18 protein-coding genes are annotated in these 23,929 nt (G+C 61.6%); 9 read left to right on the top strand and 9 right to left on the bottom strand.

Annotated elements, in window-relative coordinates; translation table 11 throughout:
- Nucleotides 1-100: 100 nt before the first annotated feature.
- Both metG and RI103_RS14950 read right to left on the bottom strand, forming a co-directional pair.
- Entirely contained in the window at nt 101-2,236 is a 2,136-nt protein-coding gene (gene metG / locus RI103_RS14955) for a methionine--tRNA ligase (protein ID WP_310812723.1), read from the bottom strand.
- Nucleotides 2,237-2,634: 398 nt separating this feature from the next.
- Nucleotides 2,635-3,288: an OmpA family protein gene (locus RI103_RS14950; RefSeq protein WP_310812722.1), complete on the bottom strand. Its 654-nt coding sequence runs from the start codon at nt 3,286-3,288 to the stop codon at nt 2,635-2,637.
- A 347-nt stretch (nt 3,289-3,635) separates the two neighbouring features.
- On the opposite strand from RI103_RS14950, the gene apbC reads away from it, so the two are divergent.
- The 5 genes from apbC to RI103_RS14925 all read left to right on the top strand — a co-directional run bounded on the left by apbC (nt 3,636) and on the right by RI103_RS14925 (nt 9,497).
- Nucleotides 3,636-4,724, top strand: coding sequence for an iron-sulfur cluster carrier protein ApbC (apbC, locus tag RI103_RS14945; protein WP_310812721.1), 1,089 nt, complete (start codon nt 3,636-3,638; stop codon nt 4,722-4,724).
- Between the two features lie 225 nt (nt 4,725-4,949).
- Nucleotides 4,950-5,483 (top strand): superoxide dismutase family protein, encoded by a 534-nt coding sequence (locus tag RI103_RS14940; RefSeq protein WP_168792905.1) that lies wholly within the window; start codon nt 4,950-4,952, stop codon nt 5,481-5,483.
- 340 nt (nt 5,484-5,823) lie between these two features.
- Nucleotides 5,824-6,393, top strand: a complete 570-nt coding sequence (gene dcd / locus RI103_RS14935) for a dCTP deaminase (RefSeq protein WP_012432068.1) — start codon at nt 5,824-5,826, stop codon at nt 6,391-6,393.
- Nucleotides 6,394-6,480: 87 nt separating this feature from the next.
- Nucleotides 6,481-8,766: an arginine/lysine/ornithine decarboxylase gene (locus RI103_RS14930; RefSeq protein ID WP_310812720.1), complete on the top strand. Its 2,286-nt coding sequence runs from the start codon at nt 6,481-6,483 to the stop codon at nt 8,764-8,766.
- Nucleotides 8,767-8,777: 11 nt separating this feature from the next.
- Nucleotides 8,778-9,497 carry a lysozyme inhibitor LprI family protein gene (locus tag RI103_RS14925; RefSeq protein ID WP_310812719.1) on the top strand — a complete coding sequence of 240 codons (720 nt, stop codon included), beginning with the start codon at nt 8,778-8,780 and terminating at the stop codon, nt 9,495-9,497.
- Between the two features lie 36 nt (nt 9,498-9,533).
- Here RI103_RS14925 and RI103_RS14920 read toward each other — a convergent pair whose 3' ends face one another.
- From RI103_RS14920 to zwf, 5 genes are all read right to left on the bottom strand, one after another.
- Nucleotides 9,534-10,460, bottom strand: a complete 927-nt coding sequence (locus RI103_RS14920; protein ID WP_310812718.1) for a bestrophin family ion channel — start codon at nt 10,458-10,460, stop codon at nt 9,534-9,536.
- Nucleotides 10,461-10,751: 291 nt separating this feature from the next.
- Nucleotides 10,752-12,115, bottom strand: a protein-coding gene (locus RI103_RS14915; protein WP_310812641.1) for an IS3 family transposase whose coding sequence is annotated in 2 segments (ribosomal slippage) — nt 10,752-11,653 and nt 11,653-12,115 — 1,365 coding nt in all. Because the reading frame shifts where the segments join, the coding sequence is not laid out codon by codon here.
- 663 nt (nt 12,116-12,778) lie between these two features.
- The gene (locus tag RI103_RS14910; protein ID WP_310812717.1) at nt 12,779-14,695 is read right to left on the bottom strand and encodes a bifunctional transcriptional regulator/glucokinase; all 1,917 of its coding nucleotides are present in this window, start codon (nt 14,693-14,695) and stop codon (nt 12,779-12,781) included.
- Nucleotides 14,673-15,380 carry a 6-phosphogluconolactonase gene (gene pgl, locus RI103_RS14905; RefSeq protein ID WP_310812716.1) on the bottom strand — a complete coding sequence of 236 codons (708 nt, stop codon included), beginning with the start codon at nt 15,378-15,380 and terminating at the stop codon, nt 14,673-14,675. The genes RI103_RS14910 and pgl overlap by 23 nt, the downstream gene beginning before the upstream one ends.
- Before the next feature lie 182 nt (nt 15,381-15,562).
- Nucleotides 15,563-17,026 carry a glucose-6-phosphate dehydrogenase gene (gene zwf, locus RI103_RS14900; protein WP_310812715.1) on the bottom strand — a complete coding sequence of 488 codons (1,464 nt, stop codon included), beginning with the start codon at nt 17,024-17,026 and terminating at the stop codon, nt 15,563-15,565.
- Between the two features lie 540 nt (nt 17,027-17,566).
- On the opposite strand from zwf, the gene RI103_RS14895 reads away from it, so the two are divergent.
- The 4 genes from RI103_RS14895 (at nt 17,567) to RI103_RS14880 (ending at nt 22,013) form a co-directional block, all read left to right on the top strand.
- Nucleotides 17,567-18,814, top strand: coding sequence for an ABC transporter substrate-binding protein (locus RI103_RS14895; protein ID WP_310812714.1), 1,248 nt, complete (start codon nt 17,567-17,569; stop codon nt 18,812-18,814).
- A 205-nt stretch (nt 18,815-19,019) separates the two neighbouring features.
- A complete protein-coding gene (locus RI103_RS14890) occupies nt 19,020-19,958 on the top strand; it encodes a sugar ABC transporter permease (protein WP_310812713.1) in 939 nt (312 codons plus the stop codon).
- Nucleotides 19,948-20,805 (top strand): carbohydrate ABC transporter permease, encoded by an 858-nt coding sequence (locus tag RI103_RS14885; RefSeq protein WP_310812712.1) that lies wholly within the window; start codon nt 19,948-19,950, stop codon nt 20,803-20,805. The genes RI103_RS14890 and RI103_RS14885 overlap by 11 nt, the downstream gene beginning before the upstream one ends.
- Nucleotides 20,806-20,897: 92 nt before the next feature.
- On the top strand, nt 20,898-22,013 hold the full coding sequence (locus RI103_RS14880; RefSeq protein WP_310812711.1) for a sn-glycerol-3-phosphate ABC transporter ATP-binding protein UgpC: 1,116 nt from the start codon (nt 20,898-20,900) through the stop codon (nt 22,011-22,013).
- Between the two features lie 81 nt (nt 22,014-22,094).
- On the opposite strand, the gene RI103_RS14875 is transcribed toward RI103_RS14880, so the two are convergent.
- Nucleotides 22,095-23,009 (bottom strand): LysR family transcriptional regulator, encoded by a 915-nt coding sequence (locus RI103_RS14875; protein WP_310812710.1) that lies wholly within the window; start codon nt 23,007-23,009, stop codon nt 22,095-22,097.
- A gap of 137 nt (nt 23,010-23,146) precedes the next feature.
- Nucleotides 23,147-23,806 (bottom strand): glutathione S-transferase family protein, encoded by a 660-nt coding sequence (locus tag RI103_RS14870; RefSeq protein ID WP_310812709.1) that lies wholly within the window; start codon nt 23,804-23,806, stop codon nt 23,147-23,149.
- Nucleotides 23,807-23,929 lie beyond the last annotated feature (123 nt).

The following is a 23,929-nucleotide window of genomic DNA, read 5'->3' as shown; positions in this document are numbered from 1 at the left end:
CCGCGCTTGAATCTGAGCGCTGGGCGTCAAAAAAAACGGCACGCCCTTTTCAGGGCGTGCCGTTTTTTATGCGTGATTCTCGCGTGAGACGCCGCGCGTTTTACTTCACGCGCATGCCCGGCTTGGCGCCGCTATCCGGCTCGAGCACGTACAGGCCCGGTTCCGCTTTCTCGTCGGTGGCGGACGCGGCCAGCACCATGCCTTCCGACAGACCGAACTTCATCTTGCGCGGCGCGAGGTTGGCGACCATCACCGTCAGCTTGCCGACCAGTTGCTCCGGCTGATACGCGGACTTGATGCCCGAAAACACGTTGCGGGTTTTCTCTTCGCCGACGTCGAGCGTGAGTTGCAGCAGTTTGTCCGAGCCTTCCACCGCCTTGCAGTCGACGATCTTCGCAATGCGCAAATCGATTTTCGCGAAGTCGTCGATCGAGATGACGCCAGGCGTTTCGTCCTTGTCGACGGCGCCTGCTTTGGCCGCCTTCGACTTGCCCTTGGCGTCGGCTGGCGCAGCGGCTTCCGGCGTGGCCTGCAGCGAGTCGCGATTGGCAGCCAGCAGCGCTTCGATCTGCTTCGGATCGACGCGCGTCATCAGATGCTTGTACGCGTTGATCGGGCGGGTGGAGCTGAGCGGCACGTTGGCGTCGGCCCATACCAGCGGTTCGATGCCGAGGAAGCCTTCCACCGCTTCGGCGAGCTTGGGCAGCACCGGCTTCAGCGCCAGCGACAGCAGGCGGAAAGCCTCGATGCTCACGCTGCACGTTTCATGCAGCGCCACGCCGTTCGCCGGATCTTTGGCTTGATCCCACGGCTTGGCGGTGTCGACGTAAGCGTTCACGACGTCGGCCAGTTCCATGGTTTGACGCAGCGCGCGGTTGTACTCGCGCGCTTCGTAGTTCGCGGCGATTTGCGGCACGGCGGCGCGCAGCGAGGCGAGCAGCGGATGCTGCATCGCGCTGTCCTGCACGCGGCCGTCGAAGCGCTTGATCAGGAAGCCGGCGGCGCGGCTCGCGATGTTCACGTATTTGCCGACCAGATCGCTGTTCACGCGCGCCTGGAAGTCGTCGAGGTTCAGGTCGAGGTCTTCCATCGTGCTGTTCAGCTTGGCCGCGAAGTAGTAGCGCAGCCACTCGGGATTCAGACCCGTGTCGATCACGCTCTGCGCGGTGATGAAGGTGCCGCGCGACTTCGACATTTTCGCGCCGTCCACGGTCAGGAAGCCGTGCGCGAACACGTTGGTCGGCGTGCGGTGGCCCGAAAACTCGAGCATGGCCGGCCAGAACAGCGTGTGGAAATACAGAATGTCCTTGCCGATGAAGTGATACTGCTCGGCCGTCGATCCCTTGCGAACCCACGCGTCGAAGTCGAGGCCGCGTTTTTCCGCGAGGTTCTTGAAGCTCGCGTAGTAGCCGACCGGCGCGTCCAGCCACACGTAGAAATACTTGCCCGGCGCGCCCGGAATCTCGAAGCCGAAATACGGCGCGTCGCGCGAGATGTCCCAGTCGGCGAGCTTGGCTTCGCCGGTGTCGCCGAGCCATTCGCGCATCTTGTTGGTGGCTTCCGGCTGCGCCAGACCGCCCACCCACGCGCGCAGGAAATTCTCGCAACGCGGATCGGAGAGGCGGAAGAAATAGTGCGTCGACGTCTTGCGGATCGGCGTGGCGCCCGAGACGACCGAGTACGGATTGATCAGTTCGGTGGGCAGATAAGTCGAACCGCATACTTCGCAGCTGTCGCCGTACTGGTCTTTCGCGCCGCATTTCGGGCATTCGCCCTTGATGAAGCGATCCGGCAGGAACATTTCCTTGACCGGGTCATACGCCTGTTCGATATCGCGCGCGTCGATCAGGCCCGCTTCCTTGAGCGCCAGATAGACGTTTTCGCTGAGCACGCGGTTCTCTTCGGAGTCGGTCGAATAGTAATTGTCGAACGAAATCCCGAAGCTGTCGAAGTCGCGCTTGTGTTCCTGCCAGACGCGCTCGATCAGCTGCTTCGGCGTGAGACCTTCCTTCTCCGCGCGCAGCATGACGGGCGTGCCGTGCGTGTCGTCGGCGCCCACGTAGTAGACCTCGTGCCCGTGCATTCGCAACGTCCGGACCCAGATGTCCGTCTGGATATATTCGACCAGATGGCCAATATGGATTTGCCCGTTCGCATACGGAAGGGCCGACGTGACGAGAATCTGGCGACGGCCTGACGGCGCGCCTGCGGAGAGATCGGTTGCGGGTGCTGACATAAGGATGGTGGGAGCCTGCGGTGGGACGAAAGGTTGATTCTAGCAGGGCAGGTGGCCGGCGCGGCGCGGGCCGCGTGGGGCGCGGGTTCGTTGCAGACTGGGACGGTGCGTCCCGCAAGGGGACTTTTTGCGGGGGCGTAAACCGAGCGCCCAAAAAAAACCGGGGCTATTAACCCCGGAGCAACAACGACAAGAGGAGAATGGTGACGCGGCGGCTTCGCCAACCACGTACCGTAAAGACAGACAGCGGATTTTCGGCAGAGTTCGAAATTTTTTTCGTTCTCGTGCGAGATTCCTTGTTTCCGCCTTGCACGGCTTTCTAAAGCTTAACGGTCACGCAAGGCCGCCGGCGATGCTGCCCCGACGACCGGCTTCCTCACTTTCCCAAAATCTCGTCCTTATTGCGTGGCGTGTTGAGCCGTAGCGCGCAGATAGATTTCCACGCGACGGTTCGCGGCACGGCCGGCTTCTGTGTTGTTGTCGGCGATCGGCTGGGTTTGGCCCAGGCCTTGTGCCGACAGGCGCTGCGGCGCGACGCCGCGTTGGCCCAGGTAGCCCGTCACGCTTTCCGCGCGATTAACCGACAGCGTCTGGTTGTAGGCCGGCTGGCCCGTGCTATCCGTGTGGCCGACCACCTGAGCGATCAGTTCCGGATTCTGTTGCAGGGTCTGCGCCAGTTGGTCCAGCACCGGCGCGAACGACGGCTTGACCGCGTAGCTGTTGGTGTCGAACGTGACCGAGCTCGGAATGTTCAGCTTGAGCGAGCCGTCCGGCTGTTCGGTGATCTGCGTGCCGGTGCCCTTAGTGGCGCCCGACAGCTTGTTGTGAATGGCTTGCCAGTTGTAGCCGGTGATGCCGCCCACCGCCGCGCCGACGCCTGCGCCGATCGCCGCGCCCTTACCGCCGCCGAAGATCGCGCCGAGCGCCGCGCCGGTGCCGGCGCCCACGCCCGTACCGACAGCCGTGTCGGTGCCCTGTTGGGTGGCGCAACCCGCCAGCAGCGAGCCGGCGACGGCAAAGACAGCCAGGCGAGTCATGATTTTTGCATTCATTTTTGATTCCTCTTGAGTGAAGCGAGTCAGGCAAGCAAGGCGGCGATTCTCGATAAATTTATATGGCGAACATAACGGCAGTAAAGCCGTCGGCTCGCCAATACGAAAAATCCTGCGCCCTGTTCAGCCTCGGTCCGACAGTAAAGAAGGGTCTTCCGGCAAGGCATGGCGCCAGCCACTACAATGATGACTGAGCACGCAGCGATGCGGCCCTACGGCGTTTCGCCTGCCCGAAGGGTGCCCGGCAAGCCTGGTTTTCGCAATGCTGCCTAACAATTTCTTTCAAATTCCGGCGCGTGGCTGACATTTCGATTTCGCTGCGCCGGAGGTGTCCCCACGGAGTGTCAATGAGTATCGATCGGGCTATGGTCGACGCCGCCCTCGCGGCCGTCGCTGACCCCAATACCGGCCGGCCGTACGCCGCCGCCAAGAACATCAGGAACGTCGCGATACAGGGTGACACGGTCAGCGTCGACGTGGTACTCGGCTATCCGGCCATGCGGCAGTTCGACGCCATCCGCTCGCAGTTTTCCGATGCGCTACGCGCCGTGCCGGGCGTGGCCGACGCGCGAGTCCAGGTATCGCAGCAGATCGCGGCGCATACCGTGCAACGCGGCGTGAAACTGTTGCCGAACGTTAAGAACATCGTCGCGGTGGCGTCGGGCAAGGGCGGCGTCGGCAAGAGCACCACCGCCGTGAACCTCGCGCTGGCGCTGGCGAGCGAAGGCGCGTCCGTCGGTATTCTCGACGCGGACATCTACGGCCCGTCGCTGCCGATGATGCTCGGTATCGTCGGCCGCCCGGAGTCGCCCGACGAAAAGTCGATGAACCCGATGACCGGCCACGGCTTGCAGGCCAACTCGATCGGCTTCCTGATCGAGCAGGACAACCCGATGGTCTGGCGCGGCCCGATGGCGACTTCCGCGTTGGAACAGCTGCTGCGGCAGACCAACTGGCGCGATCTCGACTATCTGATTGTAGACATGCCGCCGGGCACCGGCGACATTCAGCTGACGCTGTCGCAACGCGTGCCGGTGACGGGCGCCGTGATCGTCACCACGCCGCAGGACATCGCGTTGCTCGACGCGAAGAAGGGCCTCAAGATGTTCGAGAAGGTCGGTATTCCAATTCTCGGCATCGTCGAGAACATGGGTATGCATATCTGCTCGAACTGCGGCCATGAAGAGCATATTTTCGGCGCCGGCGGCGGCGAGCGCATGGGCAAGGAATACGGCGTCGACGTGCTCGGCAGCCTGCCGCTCGACATCGCGATCCGCGAGCAGGCCGACTCGGGCAAACCGACCGTGGTGGCCGACCCGCAGGGACGTATCGCGGAGATCTACCGGTCCATCGCGCGCAAGGTGGCGATCCATATTGCCGAACGCGCTCGCGACATGACCTCGAAGTTTCCCAATATCGTGGTCCAGAACACCTGAGAAAATGCGCGCTGCTCCAGGTTTTCAGCCGCGCGCGAAGTCTTCTTGAGGATCACGACCTCGGGCGGCCTGGCACGAGACGCCAGGTTCGAGGGGCACGCTCGACCAGCCGTTCGGACAAGGGGCCAAAGCGTCTGTTTTCGCCTGGTCTCGCGGTATCATGTCGACTTCACAAGTTCGGCTCGGCGGCCGCAGGGGCGGCCACCAGGCCGGCAAGAGGATCGCATGGGAAAACGAATCGACGGGCAGGCGGTGCATGCGTTCATCGTCCTGGCTGCCAGCAGTGTGCTGTTATGCGGCTGTAGCGCGTTCCTGAGACCACAGGAAAAACGCGCCGACGCGCAGTTGCTGCCTACCGTGGGCAATCAGGCGCGCGGTCTCGTCACGTTCATCGAGCGCTCGGACGGCGTGCAGGTCACCTACAATCTCGCGGGCATGCCGCCCAATAGCGACCACGCGTTGCAAGTGCATGAGCGCGGCGACTGCAATGCCGCCGACGGCTCCAGCGCCGGCCAGGTGTTCTCGCCGGCCGCGGAGCGTCTGAAATCGGGCGCGCGGGTGGAGGGCGACCTCGGCAATATTCACGCGGACGCGAACGGCGTGGCCACGGGCTTTATCGTCGCGCCGGACGTCTCGCTCGACGGTATCCGCTCGGTGTTGCAGCGCGCGGTTCTGCTGCATCACGACGCGACTGATCCGTACGCCTATCCGCAGCATGGCGCGGGCCCCGCCCTCGCCTGCGGATTGATTCGCCAGTGAGCGGCGAGCGGGCCGCATGCTTGAGGTCCGGGCGCGCTTCCAGCGCCGAGTCAGGCGGTCTCGCGGCTGGCATCAGGCCGCTCCTCGGCCCAATCTGCGGCAGCATTCTCACGATCGCGTAAAATAAGCGCCTTTCGTTCGGCTGCCTCTTCGGAGCGCCCGTTCTGCCGTGCAGGCGGGGCACTCAGCCGAACGGGCGTAGGGCGCCTGAACGGCACGCCGTCCTGGCCCGCACCCGAAGTCAGCGCAAAGCAGGCGCGCAGTAAGTCAAAAGTGGCCCGGCACTTACCGGGTCGTTATCCGTCATACCTCTGTCATTCACGTCGAGCAGCGTTCACCTATGACTATCAAATCCGACAAGTGGATCCGGCGCATGGCCGCGTCGCACAACATGATCGAGCCGTTCGCGCCCGATCAGGTCCGCGTCTCCGAAGACGGCCGGAAGATTGTCAGCTACGGCACGTCGAGCTACGGCTACGACATTCGCTGCGCCGACGAATTCAAGATCTTCACGAACATCAACTCGACCATCGTCGATCCGAAGAACTTCGACGAGAAGTCGTTTGTCGACTTCAAGGGCGACGTTTGCATCATCCCGCCGAATTCGTTCGCGCTCGCGCGCACGGTCGAGTATTTCCGCATTCCGCGCAGCGTCCTGACCGTGTGTCTGGGCAAGTCCACGTATGCGCGTTGCGGGATCATCGTCAACGTGACGCCGTTCGAGCCGGAATGGGAAGGGCACGTCACGCTCGAATTCTCGAATACGACACCTTTGCCTGCGAAAATCTACGCGAACGAAGGCGTTGCTCAAGTGCTGTTTTTCGAAAGCGACGAGATTTGTGAAACGTCGTACGCGGATCGCGGCGGCAAATATCAAGGTCAGCACGGCGTGACGTTGCCCAAGACGTGACGTCGGCAGCGTATTGAACCACCAGCCTTACCGGGTGACCGCTGCAATTGACAGAATGCAGCGGTCGTTCTTTTTGGAGAATCGCCCATGAAGTTTCGTTTTCCCGTCGTCATCATCGACGAAGATTTTCGCTCCGAGAACATCTCGGGTTCCGGCATCCGCGCTCTGGCCGAAGCCATCGAGAAAGAAGGCGCGGAAGTGCTCGGGTTGACGAGCTACGGCGATCTGACGTCGTTCGCGCAGCAGTCGAGCCGCGCCTCGTGCTTCATCCTTTCGATCGACGACGACGAGCTGCTGCCGTACGTCGATAACGTGGTGGTGGAAGGCGAGACGCCGGAGCTGGCCGCCGCGATCGTCGCGCTGCGCGCGTTCGTGACCGAAGTGCGCCGCCGCAACGCCGACATTCCGATCTTCCTGTACGGCGAAACGCGCACGTCGCGCCACTTGCCGAACGACATCCTGCGCGAACTGCACGGCTTCATCCACATGTTCGAGGACACGCCGGAGTTCGTCGCGCGCCACATCATCCGCGAGACCAAGGTGTATCTGGATTCACTCGCGCCGCCGTTCTTCAAGGAACTGGTGCAGTACGCCGACGAAGGCTCGTATTCGTGGCATTGCCCCGGCCACTCGGGTGGCGTGGCGTTCCTGAAGAGCCCGCTCGGCCAGATGTTCCACCAGTTCTTCGGCGAGAACATGCTGCGCGCGGACGTGTGTAACGCCGTCGACGAGCTCGGCCAACTGCTCGATCACACGGGTCCGGTGGCGGCTTCCGAACGCAACGCGGCGCGCATCTTCAGCGCGGACCACGTGTTCTTCGTGACCAACGGCACTTCCACGTCGAACAAGATCGTCTGGCATGGCACGGTTGCGCCGGGCGACATCGTGCTGGTGGACCGCAACTGCCACAAGTCGATCCTGCACGCGATCACCATGACCGGCGCGATTCCGGTGTTCCTCACGCCTACGCGCAACAACTTCGGCATCATCGGGCCGATTCCGCGCAGCGAGTTCGAACCGGAAAACATCCGCAAGAAGATTGAGGCGAATCCGTTCGCGCGCGAAGCGCTCGCGAAGAATCCGGGTCTCAAGCCGCGCATCCTGACCATCACGCAGAGCACCTACGACGGCGTGATCTACAACGTCGAGATGATCAAGGAGATGCTGGGCGACTGGCTCGACACGCTGCACTTCGACGAAGCCTGGCTGCCGCACGCCGAGTTCCACGAGTTCTATCAGGACATGCACGCGATCGGCGCGGGCCGTCCGCGCATCGGCGCGATGGTGTTCGCCACGCATTCCACGCACAAGCTGCTGGCCGGCATCTCGCAGGCGTCGCAGATCGTCGTGCAGGATTCGAAGAACAGCCGCTTCGACAAGCATCGCTTCAATGAAGCGTATCTGATGCACACGTCGACCAGCCCGCAGTACGCGATCATCGCCTCGTGCGACGTGGCCGCGGCCATGATGGAAGCGCCGGGCGGCACCGCGCTGGTCGAGGAATCGATTGCTGAGGCGTTGGACTTCCGCCGCGCGATGAGCAAGGTCGACGCCGAATACGGCGACGACTGGTTCTTCAAGGTATGGGGCCCGGATCAGTTCGCCGAAGAAGGCATCGGCTCGCGCGAAGACTGGATGCTGCGCCCGAACGACGCGTGGCACGGTTTCGGCCCGCTCGCCGAAGGCTTCAACATGCTCGACCCGATCAAGGCGACCATCGTCACGCCGGGTCTGGACATGGACGGCGGTTTCGGCGAGTCCGGCATTCCGGCCGCGATCGTCACGAAGTATCTGGCCGAGCACGGCATCATCGTCGAGAAGACCGGGCTGTATTCGTTCTTCATCATGTTCACGATCGGGATCACCAAGGGCCGCTGGAACTCGATGGTCACCGAGCTCCAGCAGTTCAAGGACGACTACGACAACAACCAGCCGCTGTGGCGCGTGCTGCCCGAGTTCGTTTCGCATCATCCGATGTACGAGCGCGTCGGCCTGCGCGATCTGTGCGAGCAGATCCACAGCGTCTACCGCGCCAACGACATTGCGCGTCTGACGACCGAGATGTACCTGTCGAGCATGGAACCGGCGATGAAGCCTTCGGACGCGTTCGCCAAGCTCGCGCATCGCGAGATCGACCGCGTGCCTATCGACGAACTCGAAGGCCGCGTCACCTCGATCCTGTTGACGCCGTATCCTCCGGGCATTCCGCTGCTGATTCCGGGCGAGCGCTTCAACAAGACCATCGTCAACTATCTGCGTTTCGCGCGCGAGTTCAACGAGCGCTTCCCGGGGTTCCATACGGATATCCATGGGCTTGTCGGCGAAACGATCAACGGGCGCATCGAATACTTCGTCGATTGCGTTCGCGGCTGATGCTGCTGCGCATGAAGTCCCTGCTCGCCTGTGTCGGGGATCCACGGCGCGTGCTCTGCGCGCTGGCTTCGGCGACGGTGTTCGGTGCGGCGTCGTGGCCGGCGCATGCCGAAGTCGCCGCCGCCGATCCGATCGATGCCTCGATGCGCATGTGTCTTGCGCGCAGCGATATGTCGTCGACGATTGGGCAGGTGCAGTGCATGGACAATGCGCGGATCGGTTGGAGGACTGCCTTGGACAACGCGTGGCAGCAGCTTCAGCAGAAGTTGTCGCCCGCTCAGCGCAAGCAGTGGGAAAAGAGCCAGGCGAGCTGGCAGGCGTCACGCGATGCCGAGAAGCAGTTGCTCGCGGCAGTGTTCGCAACGACGCATGGCTCAATGTATGTGCTCGCCGAAGCCGACATGCAGTTGCAGCCGGTGCGCGACCGCGCGCTCGCGCTGCGCAGTGCGGTGGCGAAGGTCAGCGCAGGCGGCGATCCACCGCGCCGTGTGCGCGCCTGTAGCGCGGACGCGCAGTGCGAACACGCGATGTTCGATCTGAACCGCTATTACCGCCGCTTGCAGTCGAAGATGCCGGTGCGCGCGCGTCCGACCTTGACGCGCGCACAGAAGGCGTGGACCGCGTATCTGAACGCCACGACGCCGGTGGTCGACGAGCGCGTCCGCGTCGATATCATCGGCGCGCGGGTGGCCACGCTCAAGCGTTTGTCGGAGACGGTCGGCAATAGTTGAGCATGCGCTGAGCGACGCGGTTCGGTCGAAGCCTGCTCAATCGAGCACGTAGTCTTCCGCTTCCGGCTTCGGCAACTGAACGGCCGGTTCTCCGAGTAGATCGCGCATGGCGTCCTCGATCACGACCGACAGCATGTTGAGCGCGAGGTCGTTGTCGTCGGTGCCGAAAGGCTCTTCGATTTGCGACGCAATGGCTTCGTGCGCCATGAACGTGTACGCCACGAAGACCGCGAAGACGGGCGTGAAGATGCCGATGCTGCCCACCAGTCCGAACGGCAGGGACGCGCAGAAGAAGTACACCGTGCGGTGAATCATCACCGAATAGGCGAACGGCAGCGGCGTTGAGACGATGCGCTCGCATCCGCCGATCACATCCGAGATTCCATTCAGATTCCGATCGATGGCGATGACTGCCATTGAGTCGATTGCGCCTGCTTTGGCATGGCGTTGCACCCATTCGCCGAGGTAGAGCATCAAGGTGGTTGGCTTGTACCTGGACGCCATGACGCGGTCGAAGAGGGCTGGCGGCAGGCGCGCGGCGAGGTCTTCGCGCGGGTCGCTCGTGCGGAGTTGGTGACGCAGCGCGTGCGGAAGGGCGCTGAGCGCTGCCGTAAAATCTTTGAGGTCTTCTTTTTGTAGCTGGCTTGTCGGTAACGTGAGCGCCTGGCGGGTGAGTGAGCGCGATTCGTTCAGCAGTTGTCCCCAGAGCTTGCGGGCTTCCCACCAGCGGTCGTAGCTGGCGTTGTTTCTGAAGCCTAGAAATACTGCTAACGCGATGCCTATTAGCGAGAAGGGCGCTGTTGTGTTGAGGTTCAGCGAGATCGGCAGCAGGTGGTCGTAGGCCGCTACCGCGATGATCGAAATGCAGAAGATCAGGAATAGACGCGGGAGTAGCTGTGGGAGGACCGAGCCTCGCCAGGCTAGCAGCATGCGGAACCAATGGAGGTGGGGGCGGATGATCATTGGAGTTTGCTTTTGCCTGCGGCGCTTTGGGGTACCTATTATCGCTTTTTTGGGTTTTTTGGCGGATGTTTGGGGTGGTGCTTTTTGGTGTTGGTTTTTTCTTGTTTTGTTAGTGGTTTCTTGTTTTGTTAGTGGTTTCTTGTCTTGTTAGTGGTTTCTTGATTTGTTAGTGGTCTATTAGTGTTGCCCCTGTGCGGGGCGGCACCTACTTTTCTTTGCCGGCCGCAAAGAAAAGTAGGCAAAAGAAAGCGGCTCAAATGAACTGACCCCGCAAAGTTGGACAGTTTGAGTTCAGGTTTGAGCGGGCTGGGTTCTGTACATCACAGGACTCAGCCCGTTCAGTTTGAGCTTGATGCGTTTGTGGTTGTAGTAGTGAATGTATTGTCTGATGCCAGCCTTCAACTCGTCGATACTTTCAAACCTGCTCAGCCGGAAGAACTCCGCCTTGAGCGTGCCAAAGAAGCTTTCCATTGCCGCATTGTCGTAGCAGTTTGCCTTGCGCGACATGCTCTGCGTCAGGCCGTGTTGATCCAGCAGCCTCCGGTAAGCAGGCATCTGGTACTGCCAGCCCTGGTCTGAATGCAGCAGCGGGGTCTCCTGGGGACCAAGCTTTGCCAGCGCTTTTTTTAGCATGCTGCTGACCAGATCGAAGACCGGTCGGGTGTTCATCTGATAAGCCACGATCTCGCCGTTATACAGATCCATGATCGGCGAGAGATACAGCTTCTGACCCAGCACGTTGAACTCCGTCACGTCCGTCACCCACTTCTGATTGGGCTGCTGTGCGCTGAACTCGCGGTTTAACAGGTTCGGCGCAATACGGCCGACTTCGCCGCGCCATGAGCGGTATTTCTTCGCGCGCACCAGCGATTTCAGTTTCAGTTCTCCCATCAGACGTTGCACCGTCTTGTGGTTCACGCTCGGGCCTGCCTGCCGGATCGCCGCCGTGATGCGCCGGTAGCCATAACGGCCCTTGTGGCGTTCATACACAGTCTTGATGCGGGTTTTGAGGTCCTTGTGCCGCTCACCGGCATCCGGCACGCTCAACTGGTAATAGAACGTGCTGCGCGCCAGACCCGCTGCCTTCAGCAAAGCGGGCATCGGGTGGTGCTGCCGGAGCTCCTGCACTATTTGCGCTTTTTCTTCTGCACGCCCTGCTTCTTTGCCTGAAGCAGGGCATCGAGCTTTTTTAGATAGGCCACCTCCGCGCGCAGGTACTCGTTTTCCTTGAGCAACTGCTCACGCGTGCGCTTATCTGGCGCACTGTCTTCGGTCGGCTTTTCAGGAACTGGCTGGGTCATGGTTTTGCGGCGCCATCGTGGACGAGGCGCCAGTGCGTCGATACCGCCTTCATGATACCGGCGTTCCCATTGCGCTATGCAGCCCGGACTGCGGATGTCGAACACCGCAGCCACCTGCCGGTATGGCAAATCCTTCTGCCACATGTGCATGAGTACCGACATCCTGAACTGCGCGTCATAGTGACTGAATTTCTTGCGCAGTCCGTCCCGTCCATGTTGCTCGTAGGCCGAAATCCACAGCTGTAAAACCGAGCGACTCACTCCATACCGCTTTGCAAGTACCTCGACACCAGCCGAACCGGCCACGTACTGCTTCACCAGCTTCAGCTTTAACTGCTCACTGTACTTCGTCATGAAAAACACCCCAAAAGGTTGGATCGGTGTCCAACTTTTGGGGTGCAGTTCAAAACCGCTAATTCTTAAGCGGGTCCCCCGCACAGTCGCGGTAGTGGTACATCTGGAATCTGCGCTCCCGCACATTCCACGCCGGTGACAAGGCGCTCATTCTTCCCGCCTCGCGCTTCGCGCTCGTCGGAGCGGTTCACTCAAAACCAGTGGGACTTTCTGTGGGCCGGTGTACATTCGCGGCCATCATGGCCCGCGCCTCACGTCGCGCGGCGCGATGCCGCGAGCCCCGAGCCGCTGAGTACAGGACTACAGCGCGGAAGAAACGTAAGGAGGAAACGAAGCGATTGGTTGAAGAATGACCACGACGGCGCGCGCAGCGCCGCCGGAAGAATGACGGCTTTGTCACCAGAGCGGAATGTGCGAGAACACGGATTCCAGATGCACCACTGCCGTGACTGTGCGGGGGACCCACTTAAGAATTAGCGGTGTGAGCCGCTTTCTCTTGCTTACTTCTCTTTGCGGCCGGCAAAGAGAAGTAAGTGCCGCCCCGCACAGGGGCAACGCTAATAGACCACTAACAAAGCAAGAAACCACCAAGAAAACAAGAAAAGACCAACACAGCAACACCAACCACCAATCCGCGGCGTAGCCAACAAACAAACCCCGACTTCAATCCCGCGCCGAAGAAGCGGCCCCATGACTCAACCAATCGAGCACAGCACTAGCATCATCATCAGCCCCTTGCCTGGCCTTGGCGACCGTCTCCGCCACATCCGCGCTAGGCACAGCGCGCCGAATGGCCACCCCAACGGCAAGAATATCGATCATGACCAGATGCAGAATCCGCGAAATCATCGACAACTGCGACTCGCGAATTTCAATGTGATCGGTCTCCAAAGCCACAGTAGCCCGCTTGGCCAAAGGCGTATTACTCGAAGTGATAGCAATAACCTTGGCACCAGCCTGCATGGCAACATCAAGAACCCGCAACAACTCAGGCGCGCGCCCTGACTTCGACACAGCAACGATCACATCGCCCTTGCCGAGCAAAGCAGCAGACGCTGCCTGCATATACAAATCGCCATAGGCAATAGTCGGAATACCAAACCGGAAGAACTTATAGTGCGCATCCTGCGCGACAATATTCGAATTGCCGAGCCCATAAAACTCGATCCGCCGTGCACCGTTCAGAAGATCAATAGCCCGTTCGACATGCTCGAAATTCAAATGCTCCCGCAGCTGCAAAATCGCCGACACGGTGTTATCCAGCACCTTCGCGCCGAAGTCGGTCGCCGTGTCGCCGAGATGCACCTGGCTATGACTCACCGGAATCGTGCCGGTCAAACCCGTCGCCAGCTTCAGCTTGAAATCGGAGAGCCCCTGGCACCCAAGCGATCGACAAAACCGGATCACCGTCGGCTGACTCACATCCGCCTTGCGCGCAATATCCACAATCGGATCGTTGATGATCGACCGCGGATGATTCAGCGCGAGATCGGCCACACGCCGCTCGGCCGGGGTCAACGCATCGCGCATCTGGCGAATGCGCTCGAACACCGCCGATGAACTGCCGCCCGCGCGATTCGACAACTGCTCCGCGAGAATCGCGGACACACCCAGAAACGCCGGATATTCAGCGGTAATCACATACGTCGGCACGTTCTGCAGATACGCCTCGAACCGGCCCTTGGCTTCGAAGCGCTTGCGAAACGACGATCGCGAGAAGAACTCGCCAAGCCGCGGCACGACACCACCGCCGATATAGATCCCGCCCAACGCCCCTAGCGTCACCGCGATATTGCCGGCGAAGGTGCCGAGAATGCCGCAAAAGACATCGACGGATTCGGCTGCAAGCGGCTCACCTTCCAGCGCGCGCTTGACCACCTCGACCGTGTCGACGTTGGCCGCCACGCGTTTCTTGTCGCGGCCCGCGAGCGCACGATAAATCACTTCGATGCCAGGGCCCGCGGCCACGCGCTCAAACGACACATGCGACCACTTCTTACGCGCATACTGCAGCACGATATCTTCGCGTTCGTCAGCCGGTGCGAAAGTAGCGTGACCGCCTTCGCTGCCAAGCGCGATCCAGCGGTCGTCGGCGGGAATCAGGCCCGACACGCCCATGCCAGTGCCCGGCCCGAGCAAACCAATCACGCTATTCGGCCGACGCGCGCCACCACCCACCTGCACACGCTGCGCATCGGTAAGACCAGGCAACGCCATCGCCAGCGCGGTAAAGTCGTTCACCACCAGCAGCGTGTCGAAGCCGAGCGCGCGGCGCGTGGCTTCGATCGAAAAGCTCCAGTCATGATTCGTCATGCTCACCTGATCGCCGTCGACCGGGTTCGCAATCGCAATCGCCGCATGATTCACGCGGCCGATCCTGGTGTCCTTCAAATACTTCTTGATGACTTCGGCAACGCCCGGATAGTCCGCGCACGGATACACCTTCACCGAGCCGATTTCGCCCGGACTCGTCTCCAGCGCGAAGCGCGCATTCGTGCCGCCGATGTCGGCCAGCAGCCTTGGTCCATCGGCGTGCTGGCCCGCGCCCGGAACAGCCTTAGTTTGCACACCAGTAGACATCGAGTCTTACTCCCTTGTCGTTCGCCAACTGCGAGATGGCATTTTTTTGTAGCGAAGCGGCGGCGGCATTCAGCACGTCCATCTTGCGCGGTCCGGCAATCAGCAGAAACAGGTGCTTCACTTCTTTCAACGCGGACAGCGACCAGCTCACGCGTGCGTGCGGCGCGCTGCCGGGGTGCACGGCAACGAAGCGCTCGGTGGTGGTGATCGCATGGTCCCATTCGGGCGAGTCGGCAAAGATCGACGCGGTGTGGCCGTCTTCACCCATGCCGAGAATCGCAACGTCCGGCACCGTGCTAAAACGCGCGTCGGCGTTCAGCGCGGCAACATGCGCGTCGAGATCTTGCGTGGTGTCCACGAGCGGCCAGAAGGCGGTGACTTTGGCGGCGTTCTGCAACAGCGTGGCGTGCACCAGCTGCGAGTTGCTCGCGCTGTCCGTCTCCGGCACCCAGCGGTCGTCGACCAGGGTCACGGCAATGCGCGCCCAGTCGAAGGTTTGCGTGGACAACGTCTGCAGGAACGGGCGCGGACTGCTGCCGCCGGACACTGCAAGCACTGCGGGGCGCGCGCCAGGGGTGGAACCGGCGGCCTGTGCGGCGAGCGACGCATGTAACGCGTCGCCGACCGCTTTCGCCAACGCGTCGGATTGGGCGCGTTGATCGTCGAAAGCGTGAAGCTCGATCACTTCTCCTCCGTGCTGCTTTCTCTTGTTTGATCTGCGGAATGTGCCGTACTGCTCTCACGCGATGCCCGCAAGGTGGATGACTTGCAGGCGCCCTCGTGATCCCGGCGCCATTCCGTTCAGTTCGTCGGTGGGTCTTACGGGCTGCATGTCATATTCCATTCAATACGACGTGCCGCCGTGATTCAATTCTCTTCTTCGAGCCAGCAGGTGCCGTGCTGCGCCAGCATCGCGCTCGATGCGGCCGGTCCCCACGTGCCCGACGCGTACGGCTTGGGCGGCTTGTTCGACGCCTTCCACTCGTTCAGGATCGGTTCGACCCAGCGCCATGCGGCTTCCTGCTCATCGCGCCGCACAAACAGCGCAAGCCGGCCGTTGATCACGTCGAGCAGGAGGCGCTGATACGCCTCCATTTGTCCTTCGCGGAAGAACTGGTCGAACGCGAGATCGAGGTGGACGCTGGCGAGGTTCATGCCTTCGCCGGGCTGCTTCGCGAGACAATAGAGGCGAATGGTTTCGTTCGGCTGCAGGCGGATCACCAGACGGTTCGCGCCGGCGCGCAATGCCGAGGCGCCGAGCGCCGAATGCGGCACTGCACGAAAGTTCACCACGATTTCGGCGACGCGATCAGCGAGGCGCTTGCCGGTGCGCAGGAAAAACGGCACGCCGGCCCAACGCCAGTTTTCGATCTCGACCTTCAGCGCAACGAAAGTTTCGGTCGTGCTGTCCGGCCTCACGCCGGACTCTGTTGCGTATGCGGGCACCGCGGTGCCGCGGATCCCACCCGAATGATACTGGCCGCGCACGGCAACCTTGCCGATATCGCGCGGATCGATGGGCTTCAAAGCGCGCAGCACGCGCAGCTTTTCGTCACGCACCGAATCCGAATCCATGGAGTGCGGCGGTTCCATCGCCACGATGGAAAGGAGTTGCAGCAAATGGTTCTGCACCATGTCGCGCAACGCGCCGGTGTTGTCGTAGAAGTCGCCGCGCGCTTCAACGCCGAGTTCTTCGGCAATCGTGATCTGGATGCTCTCGACCCACTCGCGGCGCCACAGCGGCTCGAACAGTGCATTGCCAAAGCGCAGCGCCAGCAGGTTCTGCACCGGTTCTTTACCGAGGTAGTGGTCGATCCGGTAGATCTGTTCTTCGGCGAAGATTTCGCCGACCGCGTCATTGATTGCATTCGACGACTTGAGGTCGTAGCCGAGCGGCTTCTCCAGCACGATGCGCGAATTCTCGTTCAGCCCGACCGATGCCAGCGCATGGCAGATCGGCACGAACAGCGACGGGCCCGTTGCCAGATAGAACACGCGGATGCCGGGCAGGTCCTTGATCGCGTCGCGCAGATGCACGAAGTCTTCCGCTTTGCCGAGGTCGATATTCACGAACTCGATGCGCTCCAGAAAACTTGCCCATGCCGTTTCGTCCACACCGTTCTTCGACACGTGCGGCTTGACGTGCTCGTTCACCCACTGAATGTACTCGCCGCGATTCGCCGCGTGCCGCGCCACTGCCACGATCTTGCCGCTGTCGGCCAGCATGCCGCCTGCACGGTGTGCTTCAAACAGTGCGGGCAGGATCTTGCGCATCGACAGATCGCCGGTTCCGCCGAAGAGAACGAAGGTGAAGCTTGAATCGGTTTGCATGAGTCTCCGTCGATGTCCTGGGGCCGCGGAAGGTGAGCGAAAACGCGACCGTAGTCCGATAAAATATTTTTTGACACTGAATTGTAGTTTAACTACAATCCAAATCAAGAGGTAGCGCTAATTCGATGAAAAAAGCGTGCGCTGTGAGTCAAGATGCGCGTTTTCCCGAATCGGCAGGCGTCCCCTGCATGTTAACGGACATTGCGTGTCGGCACGTGCCAACATGCCCGGCGGTCCTTACGGAAAGCCGGGGAGTTGAACGGCCGGCAGGGTCTGCCCCAAGTTGACGTGCAAGGCACCTCGAGTCTGCCGCGCGCGACGCGGGCAGGCAAAAATCAAAAGAGGAGACAGTCAGTTGCATCCCGAACCACTCATCTCTTGAGCTTCCAGCGGCCGGACATTGGTCCGCCGGCACATGCCTTGCGCATGCGCCCGACCGTGCTCGATCGCCCAGTGTTTTGCCTGTTTGAACCAACCACAGCACCCTGGCGACATCAGGGGCCATTTGTTTTTTGTTCAGATGTCTGGAGGAGATAAGCAATGAAATTTCGCGCGATCATGGGCGCTTTGTGCGCCGCAGGTCTGATGTGTGGCGTCTCGGCCGTGCAAGCCGCCGAGTCGGTCGAAGTGTTGCACTGGTGGACTTCGGGCGGTGAATCGAAAGCCGTCGGCGTCCTCAAGGACGACATGACGAAGCAAGGTTACACGTGGAAGGACTTCGCGGTTGCGGGTGGCGCCGGCGCGGCTGCCATGACGGCACTCAAGACGCAGGTCATCTCGGGCAACGCACCGAGCGCTGCGCAGATCAAGGGTCCGCTGATCCAGGACTGGGCGTCGCAAGGCGTGCTGGTGCCGATCGACTCCGTCGCGGGTGACTGGAAGAAGAACCTGCCGCCGGAAATCGACAAGATCATGCACGCAGACGGTCACTACGTGGCCGCGCCGTTCTCGGTGCACCGCGTGAACTGGCTGTACATCAACAAGGCAGCGCTGGACAAGGCAGGCGGCAAGGCGCCGACCACGTGGCCTGAGTTCTTCGCGGTGGCCGACAAGATGAAAGCCGCGGGCATCCAGCCGATCGCGATGGGTGGCCAGCCGTGGCAAGACCTGACGCTGTGGGAAGACGTCGTGCTGTCGCAAGGCGCGGGCTTCTACAAGAAGGCACTGGTCGATCTCGACGAGAAGACGCTGACGTCGGATCAGATGGTCGGTGTGTTCGACACGGTCCGCAAGATCCAGGGTTACTTCGACGCGGGCCGCACGGGCCGTGACTGGAACCTCGCCACGGCGATGGTCATCAACGGCAAGGCCGGCATGCAGTTCATGGGCGACTGGGCGAAGGGCGAATTCGCCAACGCCGGCAAGAAGTCGGGCTCGGACTACGTCTGCGCCGCTGTGCCGGGCACCGAAAAGTCCTACACGTTCAACGTCGACTCGTTCGTGTTCTTCCAGCAGAAGGGCGCGAAGACGGCAACGCCGGGTCAGCTCGCGCTGGCGAAGACGATCATGTCGCCGGACTTCCAGGAGCAGTTCAGCCTGAACAAGGGTTCCATCCCGGTTCGTCTGGGCGTGTCGATGGCCAAGTTCGACGACTGCGCGAAGAAGTCGTACGCGGATGAACAAGTGGCGATCAAGTCGGGCGGCTATGTGCCTTCGCTGGCACACGGCATGGCGCAACCGGATGCAGCAGCCGGCGCGATCTCGGACGTGGTCACGAAGTTCATGAACTCGCAGCAGGATTCGAAGAGCGCAGTCGCCGCGCTCGCGAAGGCAGCGAAGACCAAGTAAGTTGCTTCAGGCGAAGCGGTGCGCCCGGCGGTTCAGGTTGGCTACGGGCGCCGGGCGTGCCCTTCGTGTCGCTGATAGCGAGGTTGCAGTCCTCGCATTGGCAGGCGGCTTTATCCTGGTTTCATAGAGTCACACCTATGCCGTTGCGGTCTCGCGTTTTTTAGCGTGAAGGTCCCCGCGGCGCAGTTTCAGCAGGAGTCGAGTAGTGACTGCTTCTATCAGCGGAAACGGGAAAACGGCCACCGTGACCCGCCGCACGTCGCCGATGGCGGCCCTTGCCGATCGCTGGATTCCGAAGCTGGTGCTCGCACCCAGCGTCGTGATCAGCCTGGTCTTCGTGTATGGCTTCATCGCCATTACCGGCTTTCTGTCGCTGTCCAATTCGCGACTGATGCCACGTTATGAATTTGTCGGTCTCGATCGTTATCGCGAGCTGTTCGATAACGATGTCTTCTGGACGTCGGCTGCCAACCTCGGCTGGTTCGGCATCCCGTTCATCGGTATCTGTATCGGTCTCGGTTTGTTCCTCGCGATCCTGCTCGATCAGCAGATCCGCAACGAAGGCGCGCTGCGTGCCGTGTTCCTCTACCCGATGGCGCTCTCGTTCATCGTGACGGGTACGGCGTGGCAATGGATCATGACGCCGAGCGTCGGCCTCGAAAAGGTGTTTCACGACTGGGGCTGGACGAGTTTTTCGTTCAGCTGGCTGGGCGACCCGGACAAGGCGATCTTCTGCGTCGTGGTCGCGGCCGTGTGGCAGTCCACCGGCTTCGTGATGGCGCTGTTCCTCGCGGGCTTGCGTGGTGTCGACGGTGAAATCTTCAAGGCCGCGCAGATGGACGGCGCGAACCTGCCCACCATCTACCGCAAGATCGTGATTCCGAGCATGCGCCCGGTGTTCTTCTCCGTGCTGCTGATTCTCTGCCACATCACGATCAAGACCTTCGACCTGGTCGTCGCGTTGACCGCGGGCGGCCCGGGCACGTCTTCGTCGCTGCCGGCTATTTTCATGTACACGTTTTCGTTCAATCGCGGGCAGCTGGGCGTCGGCGCGGCATCGTCGATGATGATGCTCGCCACTGTCGTGGCCGTGCTCGTGCCGCTGATGTATCTGGAATCGAGGAGCACCCGCAATGCAGCCTAAGATGACGATCAGCCGTGCCGTCATTTATGCGGCCTTGATTCTGTTCGCCCTGTATTTCCTGTTCCCGCTGTACGTGATGCTGTCCACGTCGTTCAAGGACATCGACCAGCTGCGCACCGGCAACCTGCTCACGCCGCCCACGCACTGGACCATCGATCCGTGGATCAAGGCATGGAGCGGCGCTTGCACGGGCGTGCGTTGCGACGGCATGCAGCCGTTCTTCATGAACTCGGTGCGGATGGTGATTCCCGCCGTGCTGATCTCGTCGATCGTCGGCGCGTTCAACGGTTATGTGCTCACGCACTGGCGTTTCCGTGGCGCGGATCCGATCTTCACGATGCTGCTGGTCGGCTGCTTCATTCCGTTCCAGGCAATCCTGCTGCCGATGGCGCGTTTCGAAGGCTTTCTCGGCCTGTCGAACACGACGACCGGTCTGGTGGTGGTGCACGTGATCTACGGTATCGCCTTCACCACGATGTTCTTCCGTAACTTCTACGTCAGCATTCCGGCTGAACTCGTGAAGGCGGCGCGTATCGACGGCGCGGGTTTCTTCACCATCTTCACGAAGATTCTGCTGCCGGTGTCGCTGCCGATTTTCATGGTGTGTCTGATCTGGCAATTCACGCAGATCTGGAATGACTTCCTGTTCGGTATCGTGTTCTCCGGTGTCGATTCGATGCCGATCACGGTGGCGCTGAACAACCTCGTGAACACCTCGACCGGCGTGAAGGAATACAACGTGGACATGGCCGGCGCGATCATCGCCGCACTGCCCACGCTGCTGGTCTACATCATCGCCGGACGCTATTTCGTGCGCGGTCTGACGGCGGGCGCAGTGAAGGGCTAATCCATCCGAGCGCGATGGCGCGGCTTCGAGCCGGCGCCGCCGCGACCTGAAAGACGTTTTCAAGCAGTACCAGAGACAAGAGGATTCACAGCATGGCAAGCCTTTCCATCCGTGACGTGTACAAGACTTACCCGAACGGGGTGCCGGTCCTGAAGGGTGTCAACATCGACATCGAAGACGGCCAGTTCCTGATTCTCGTCGGCGGTTCGGGCTGCGGGAAGTCGACGCTGCTCAACATGATCGCCGGCCTCGAAACCGTGACCAAGGGCGAGATCCAGATCGACGGCAAGACGGTGAACAACCTGTCGCCGAAAGATCGCGACATCGCGATGGTGTTCCAGTCGTACGCGCTGTATCCGTCCATGACGGTGCGCGAGAACATCTCGTTCGGCCTGAATATCCGCAAGGTGCCGAAGAACGAGCAGGCGCAGATCGTCGACCGCGTATCGAACACGCTGCAGATCACGCACCTGCTGGACCGCAAGCCGGGTCAGCTGTCCGGCGGCCAGCGTCAGCGCGTGGCCATGGGCCGTGCGCTCGCGCGCGATCCGGTGATGTTCCTGTTCGACGAACCGCTGTCGAACCTCGACGCGAAGCTGCGGATCGAGATGCGTTCGGAAATCAAGCTGCTGCATCAACGCCTCGGCACCACGATCGTCTACGTGACGCACGATCAGATCGAAGCGATGACGCTCGGCGACCGCATCGCCGTGATGAAAGACGGTATCGTGCAGCAGTTCGGCGCGCCGCAGGAAATCTACGACTCGCCGTCGAACCTGTTCGTGGCCGGTTTCATCGGCGCGCCGCCGATGAACTTCATCCAGGGCAAGCTGGTCGAGCAGGGCGCGGGCGTGGCGCTCGAACTGGATACGGGTGTCGCGCGCACGGCGCTGAACCTGCCGTTCGACTCGGCGAAGGTGAAGTCGCATGTCGGCCGTGAGGTGATTCTCGGCCTGCGTCCGGAACGCATCACCGACGCGCGCGGCGCGCATGGCGACAACGCGAAGCTGCAGCCGATCGAAGTGAAGGTCGACGTGATCGAACCGACCGGTCCGGACACGCTGGTGTTCGCCCAGGTCAACGGCAAGCGCATCGTGAGCCGCGTGCACCCGGCGTCGAATCCGCAGCCGCTGACGAATACCACGCTGCTGTTCGATACGTCGAAAGCGGTGCTGTTCGACCCGTCGAACGAAGAGCGGATTGCCTGATCGCCGAGCTCGATTGCATTAGAAAAGCCCCATGCGCTTCGCAACGCATGGGGCTTTTACGTTTTTGCGCGCGTCGCTTCGTTAGTCCGTGATGCGCAGATCCGGATTATTGCGCGCCAATTCGGTCACCCACTCGATGAACGCACGCAGCCGCGAACTCAGATTGCGGCGATGCGCGTAGAGCACCGATAACGGCGTGCCGGGGCTCGTGTAGCCGGTGAGGATTTCCTTCAGCGCGCCTTGCGCGATCAGATCGGCGACCATGAAGCGCGACGGCTGGATGATGCCGTGACCGAGTGCGGCCGCGCCGATATAGACCGAGCCGTCGTTCACCGCAAGCACGCTCTTGAGCGACACTTTGGCGATCTCGCCGTCCACCTGGTATTCGAACGGAAACGTTCTGCCCGTGCGGGCGGACACATAGTTGACCGCGCGATGCTCGCTCAATTCTTCGAGCGTGGCCGGCTCGCCGTATTTCTCCAGATACGCCGGGGACGCGCACGTGACGATCCGCGCCTGACCGATCCGCCGCGCGACGAGGCTCGACTCCTCCGGCGTGCCCATGCGGATCACGCAATCCACGCCGTCCTGAATCAGGTCGATGTTGCGATCGGCGAGGCCGAGCCGCACGTCGATCTCGGGATATTGCCGGTAGAAATCGTCGAGCGCGGGCAGCAGCAGCGCGCGGGCCAGCGTGCCCGATGTATCCACGCGGATCGTGCCGGCCGGATTTTCCCGCTTGTTCGACAGCGACGCTTCGGCGTCGGTGACTTCCGCGAGGATGCGTACGCAGCGCTCGTAGAACAGCGCGCCGTCTTCGGTGACGCTGACCTGGCGGGTCGAACGGTTCAGCAGACGCACGCCGACGTGTTCCTCCAGCGCCTGGATGGTGCGGCTGACTTTGGCGCGTGGCAGGTCGAGCGACTCGGATACTTTGGTGAAGCTGTTCGCCTCGACCACACGCGTAAATATCTCCATCGCTTCGAAACGGTCCATGTTTTGCCTTAAGGTTGATTGGCGGAAGTAGGTTTCGAAGTGAAGTGTATAGGTTGGAAAAATTGTTGTCGCAAACCGTGGTGGTCGGCGGGGCGCCGGCGCTCACTTTCCGGTTCGGCCCGGCCGCGCCGCTGGCCTCAGTCCCGGTCCGGCGCGCCGAGCGGGAAATACGCCCGATACGGGCGCGCTTCGTCGACCGCGCGTGCGAACGACGGCCGTGCCAGCAGGCGCTTGCGGTAGGCAAGCACGTGCGGGAACGCCGGGCCGATCGCGTGCGTCCAGTCGGCATAGAAGAGGAATGGCGCGGCGCCGCAATCGGCGAGGCTGAAGGTATCGCCGGTGGCCCATTCGCGCTCCGCCATCACCTTGTTGAGCCAGCCATACGCGGTGTCGAGCATCGCGCGCGCATCGGATACGGCTTGCGGATCACGCTCCGACTCGGGGCGCATGCTGTCGTAGACGATCTTTTGCTGCGGCGTCGAGACGTAGTTGTCGAAGAAACGGTCCATGCCGCGCACTTCCAGCGCGGCGCGGGCGTCGGCTGGCAACAACGGCACTGGCCCGGGATGATACAGGCCCAGATACTCGATGATGATGCTCGCCTCCATCACGGTCCGGCTACCGTCGCCCAGCACCGGAAAGCGCTTGATCGGCCAGAGCGCGGCGAATTCGGCCATGACTCGCGGGTCGTCGTGCGCCAGCAGGCGCAATTCGAATGGCGTGCCGTTTTCGTAGAGCGCGGTCAGGACCTTCTGGCAGTAAGAGGAGAAGGGGTGGGCGTAGAGCTTCAGGGGCATTGTGGTCACCTTGGGCGGTTGCGGGGGGCTGCGGCGCTGAAACGGCTAAGAGCGGCCGTTTACCTCACGACGAACGACAACTGCACAACTCGACAGCCACGATGTTTCGTCCGCCCGGCATTT

The sequence above is a fragment of the Paraburkholderia sp. FT54 genome (genome assembly GCF_031585635.1).
Taxonomy (GTDB): domain Bacteria; phylum Pseudomonadota; class Gammaproteobacteria; order Burkholderiales; family Burkholderiaceae; genus Paraburkholderia.
Note: the sequence above shows the minus strand (reverse complement) of the source record. Positions and strands in the feature narration are given on the sequence as shown.

Excerpts from the sequence above, each read along its gene's own strand:
- metG (WP_310812723.1), bottom strand. The coding sequence starts at position 2,236 with ATGTCAGCACCCGCAACCGATCTCTCCGCAGGCGCGCCGTCAGGCCGT.
- RI103_RS14950 (WP_310812722.1), bottom strand. The coding sequence starts at position 3,288 with ATGAATGCAAAAATCATGACTCGCCTGGCTGTCTTTGCCGTCGCCGGC.
- apbC (WP_310812721.1), top strand. The coding sequence starts at position 3,636 with ATGAGTATCGATCGGGCTATGGTCGACGCCGCCCTCGCGGCCGTCGCT.
- RI103_RS14940 (WP_168792905.1), top strand. The coding sequence starts at position 4,950 with ATGGGAAAACGAATCGACGGGCAGGCGGTGCATGCGTTCATCGTCCTG.
- dcd (WP_012432068.1), top strand. The coding sequence starts at position 5,824 with ATGACTATCAAATCCGACAAGTGGATCCGGCGCATGGCCGCGTCGCAC.
- RI103_RS14930 (WP_310812720.1), top strand. The coding sequence starts at position 6,481 with ATGAAGTTTCGTTTTCCCGTCGTCATCATCGACGAAGATTTTCGCTCC.
- RI103_RS14925 (WP_310812719.1), top strand. The coding sequence starts at position 8,778 with ATGAAGTCCCTGCTCGCCTGTGTCGGGGATCCACGGCGCGTGCTCTGC.
- RI103_RS14920 (WP_310812718.1), bottom strand. The coding sequence starts at position 10,460 with ATGATCATCCGCCCCCACCTCCATTGGTTCCGCATGCTGCTAGCCTGG.
- RI103_RS14910 (WP_310812717.1), bottom strand. The coding sequence starts at position 14,695 with ATGTCTACTGGTGTGCAAACTAAGGCTGTTCCGGGCGCGGGCCAGCAC.
- zwf (WP_310812715.1), bottom strand. The coding sequence starts at position 17,026 with ATGCAAACCGATTCAAGCTTCACCTTCGTTCTCTTCGGCGGAACCGGC.
- RI103_RS14895 (WP_310812714.1), top strand. The coding sequence starts at position 17,567 with ATGAAATTTCGCGCGATCATGGGCGCTTTGTGCGCCGCAGGTCTGATG.
- RI103_RS14885 (WP_310812712.1), top strand. The coding sequence starts at position 19,948 with ATGCAGCCTAAGATGACGATCAGCCGTGCCGTCATTTATGCGGCCTTG.
- RI103_RS14880 (WP_310812711.1), top strand. The coding sequence starts at position 20,898 with ATGGCAAGCCTTTCCATCCGTGACGTGTACAAGACTTACCCGAACGGG.
- RI103_RS14875 (WP_310812710.1), bottom strand. The coding sequence starts at position 23,009 with ATGGACCGTTTCGAAGCGATGGAGATATTTACGCGTGTGGTCGAGGCG.
- RI103_RS14870 (WP_310812709.1), bottom strand. The coding sequence starts at position 23,806 with ATGCCCCTGAAGCTCTACGCCCACCCCTTCTCCTCTTACTGCCAGAAG.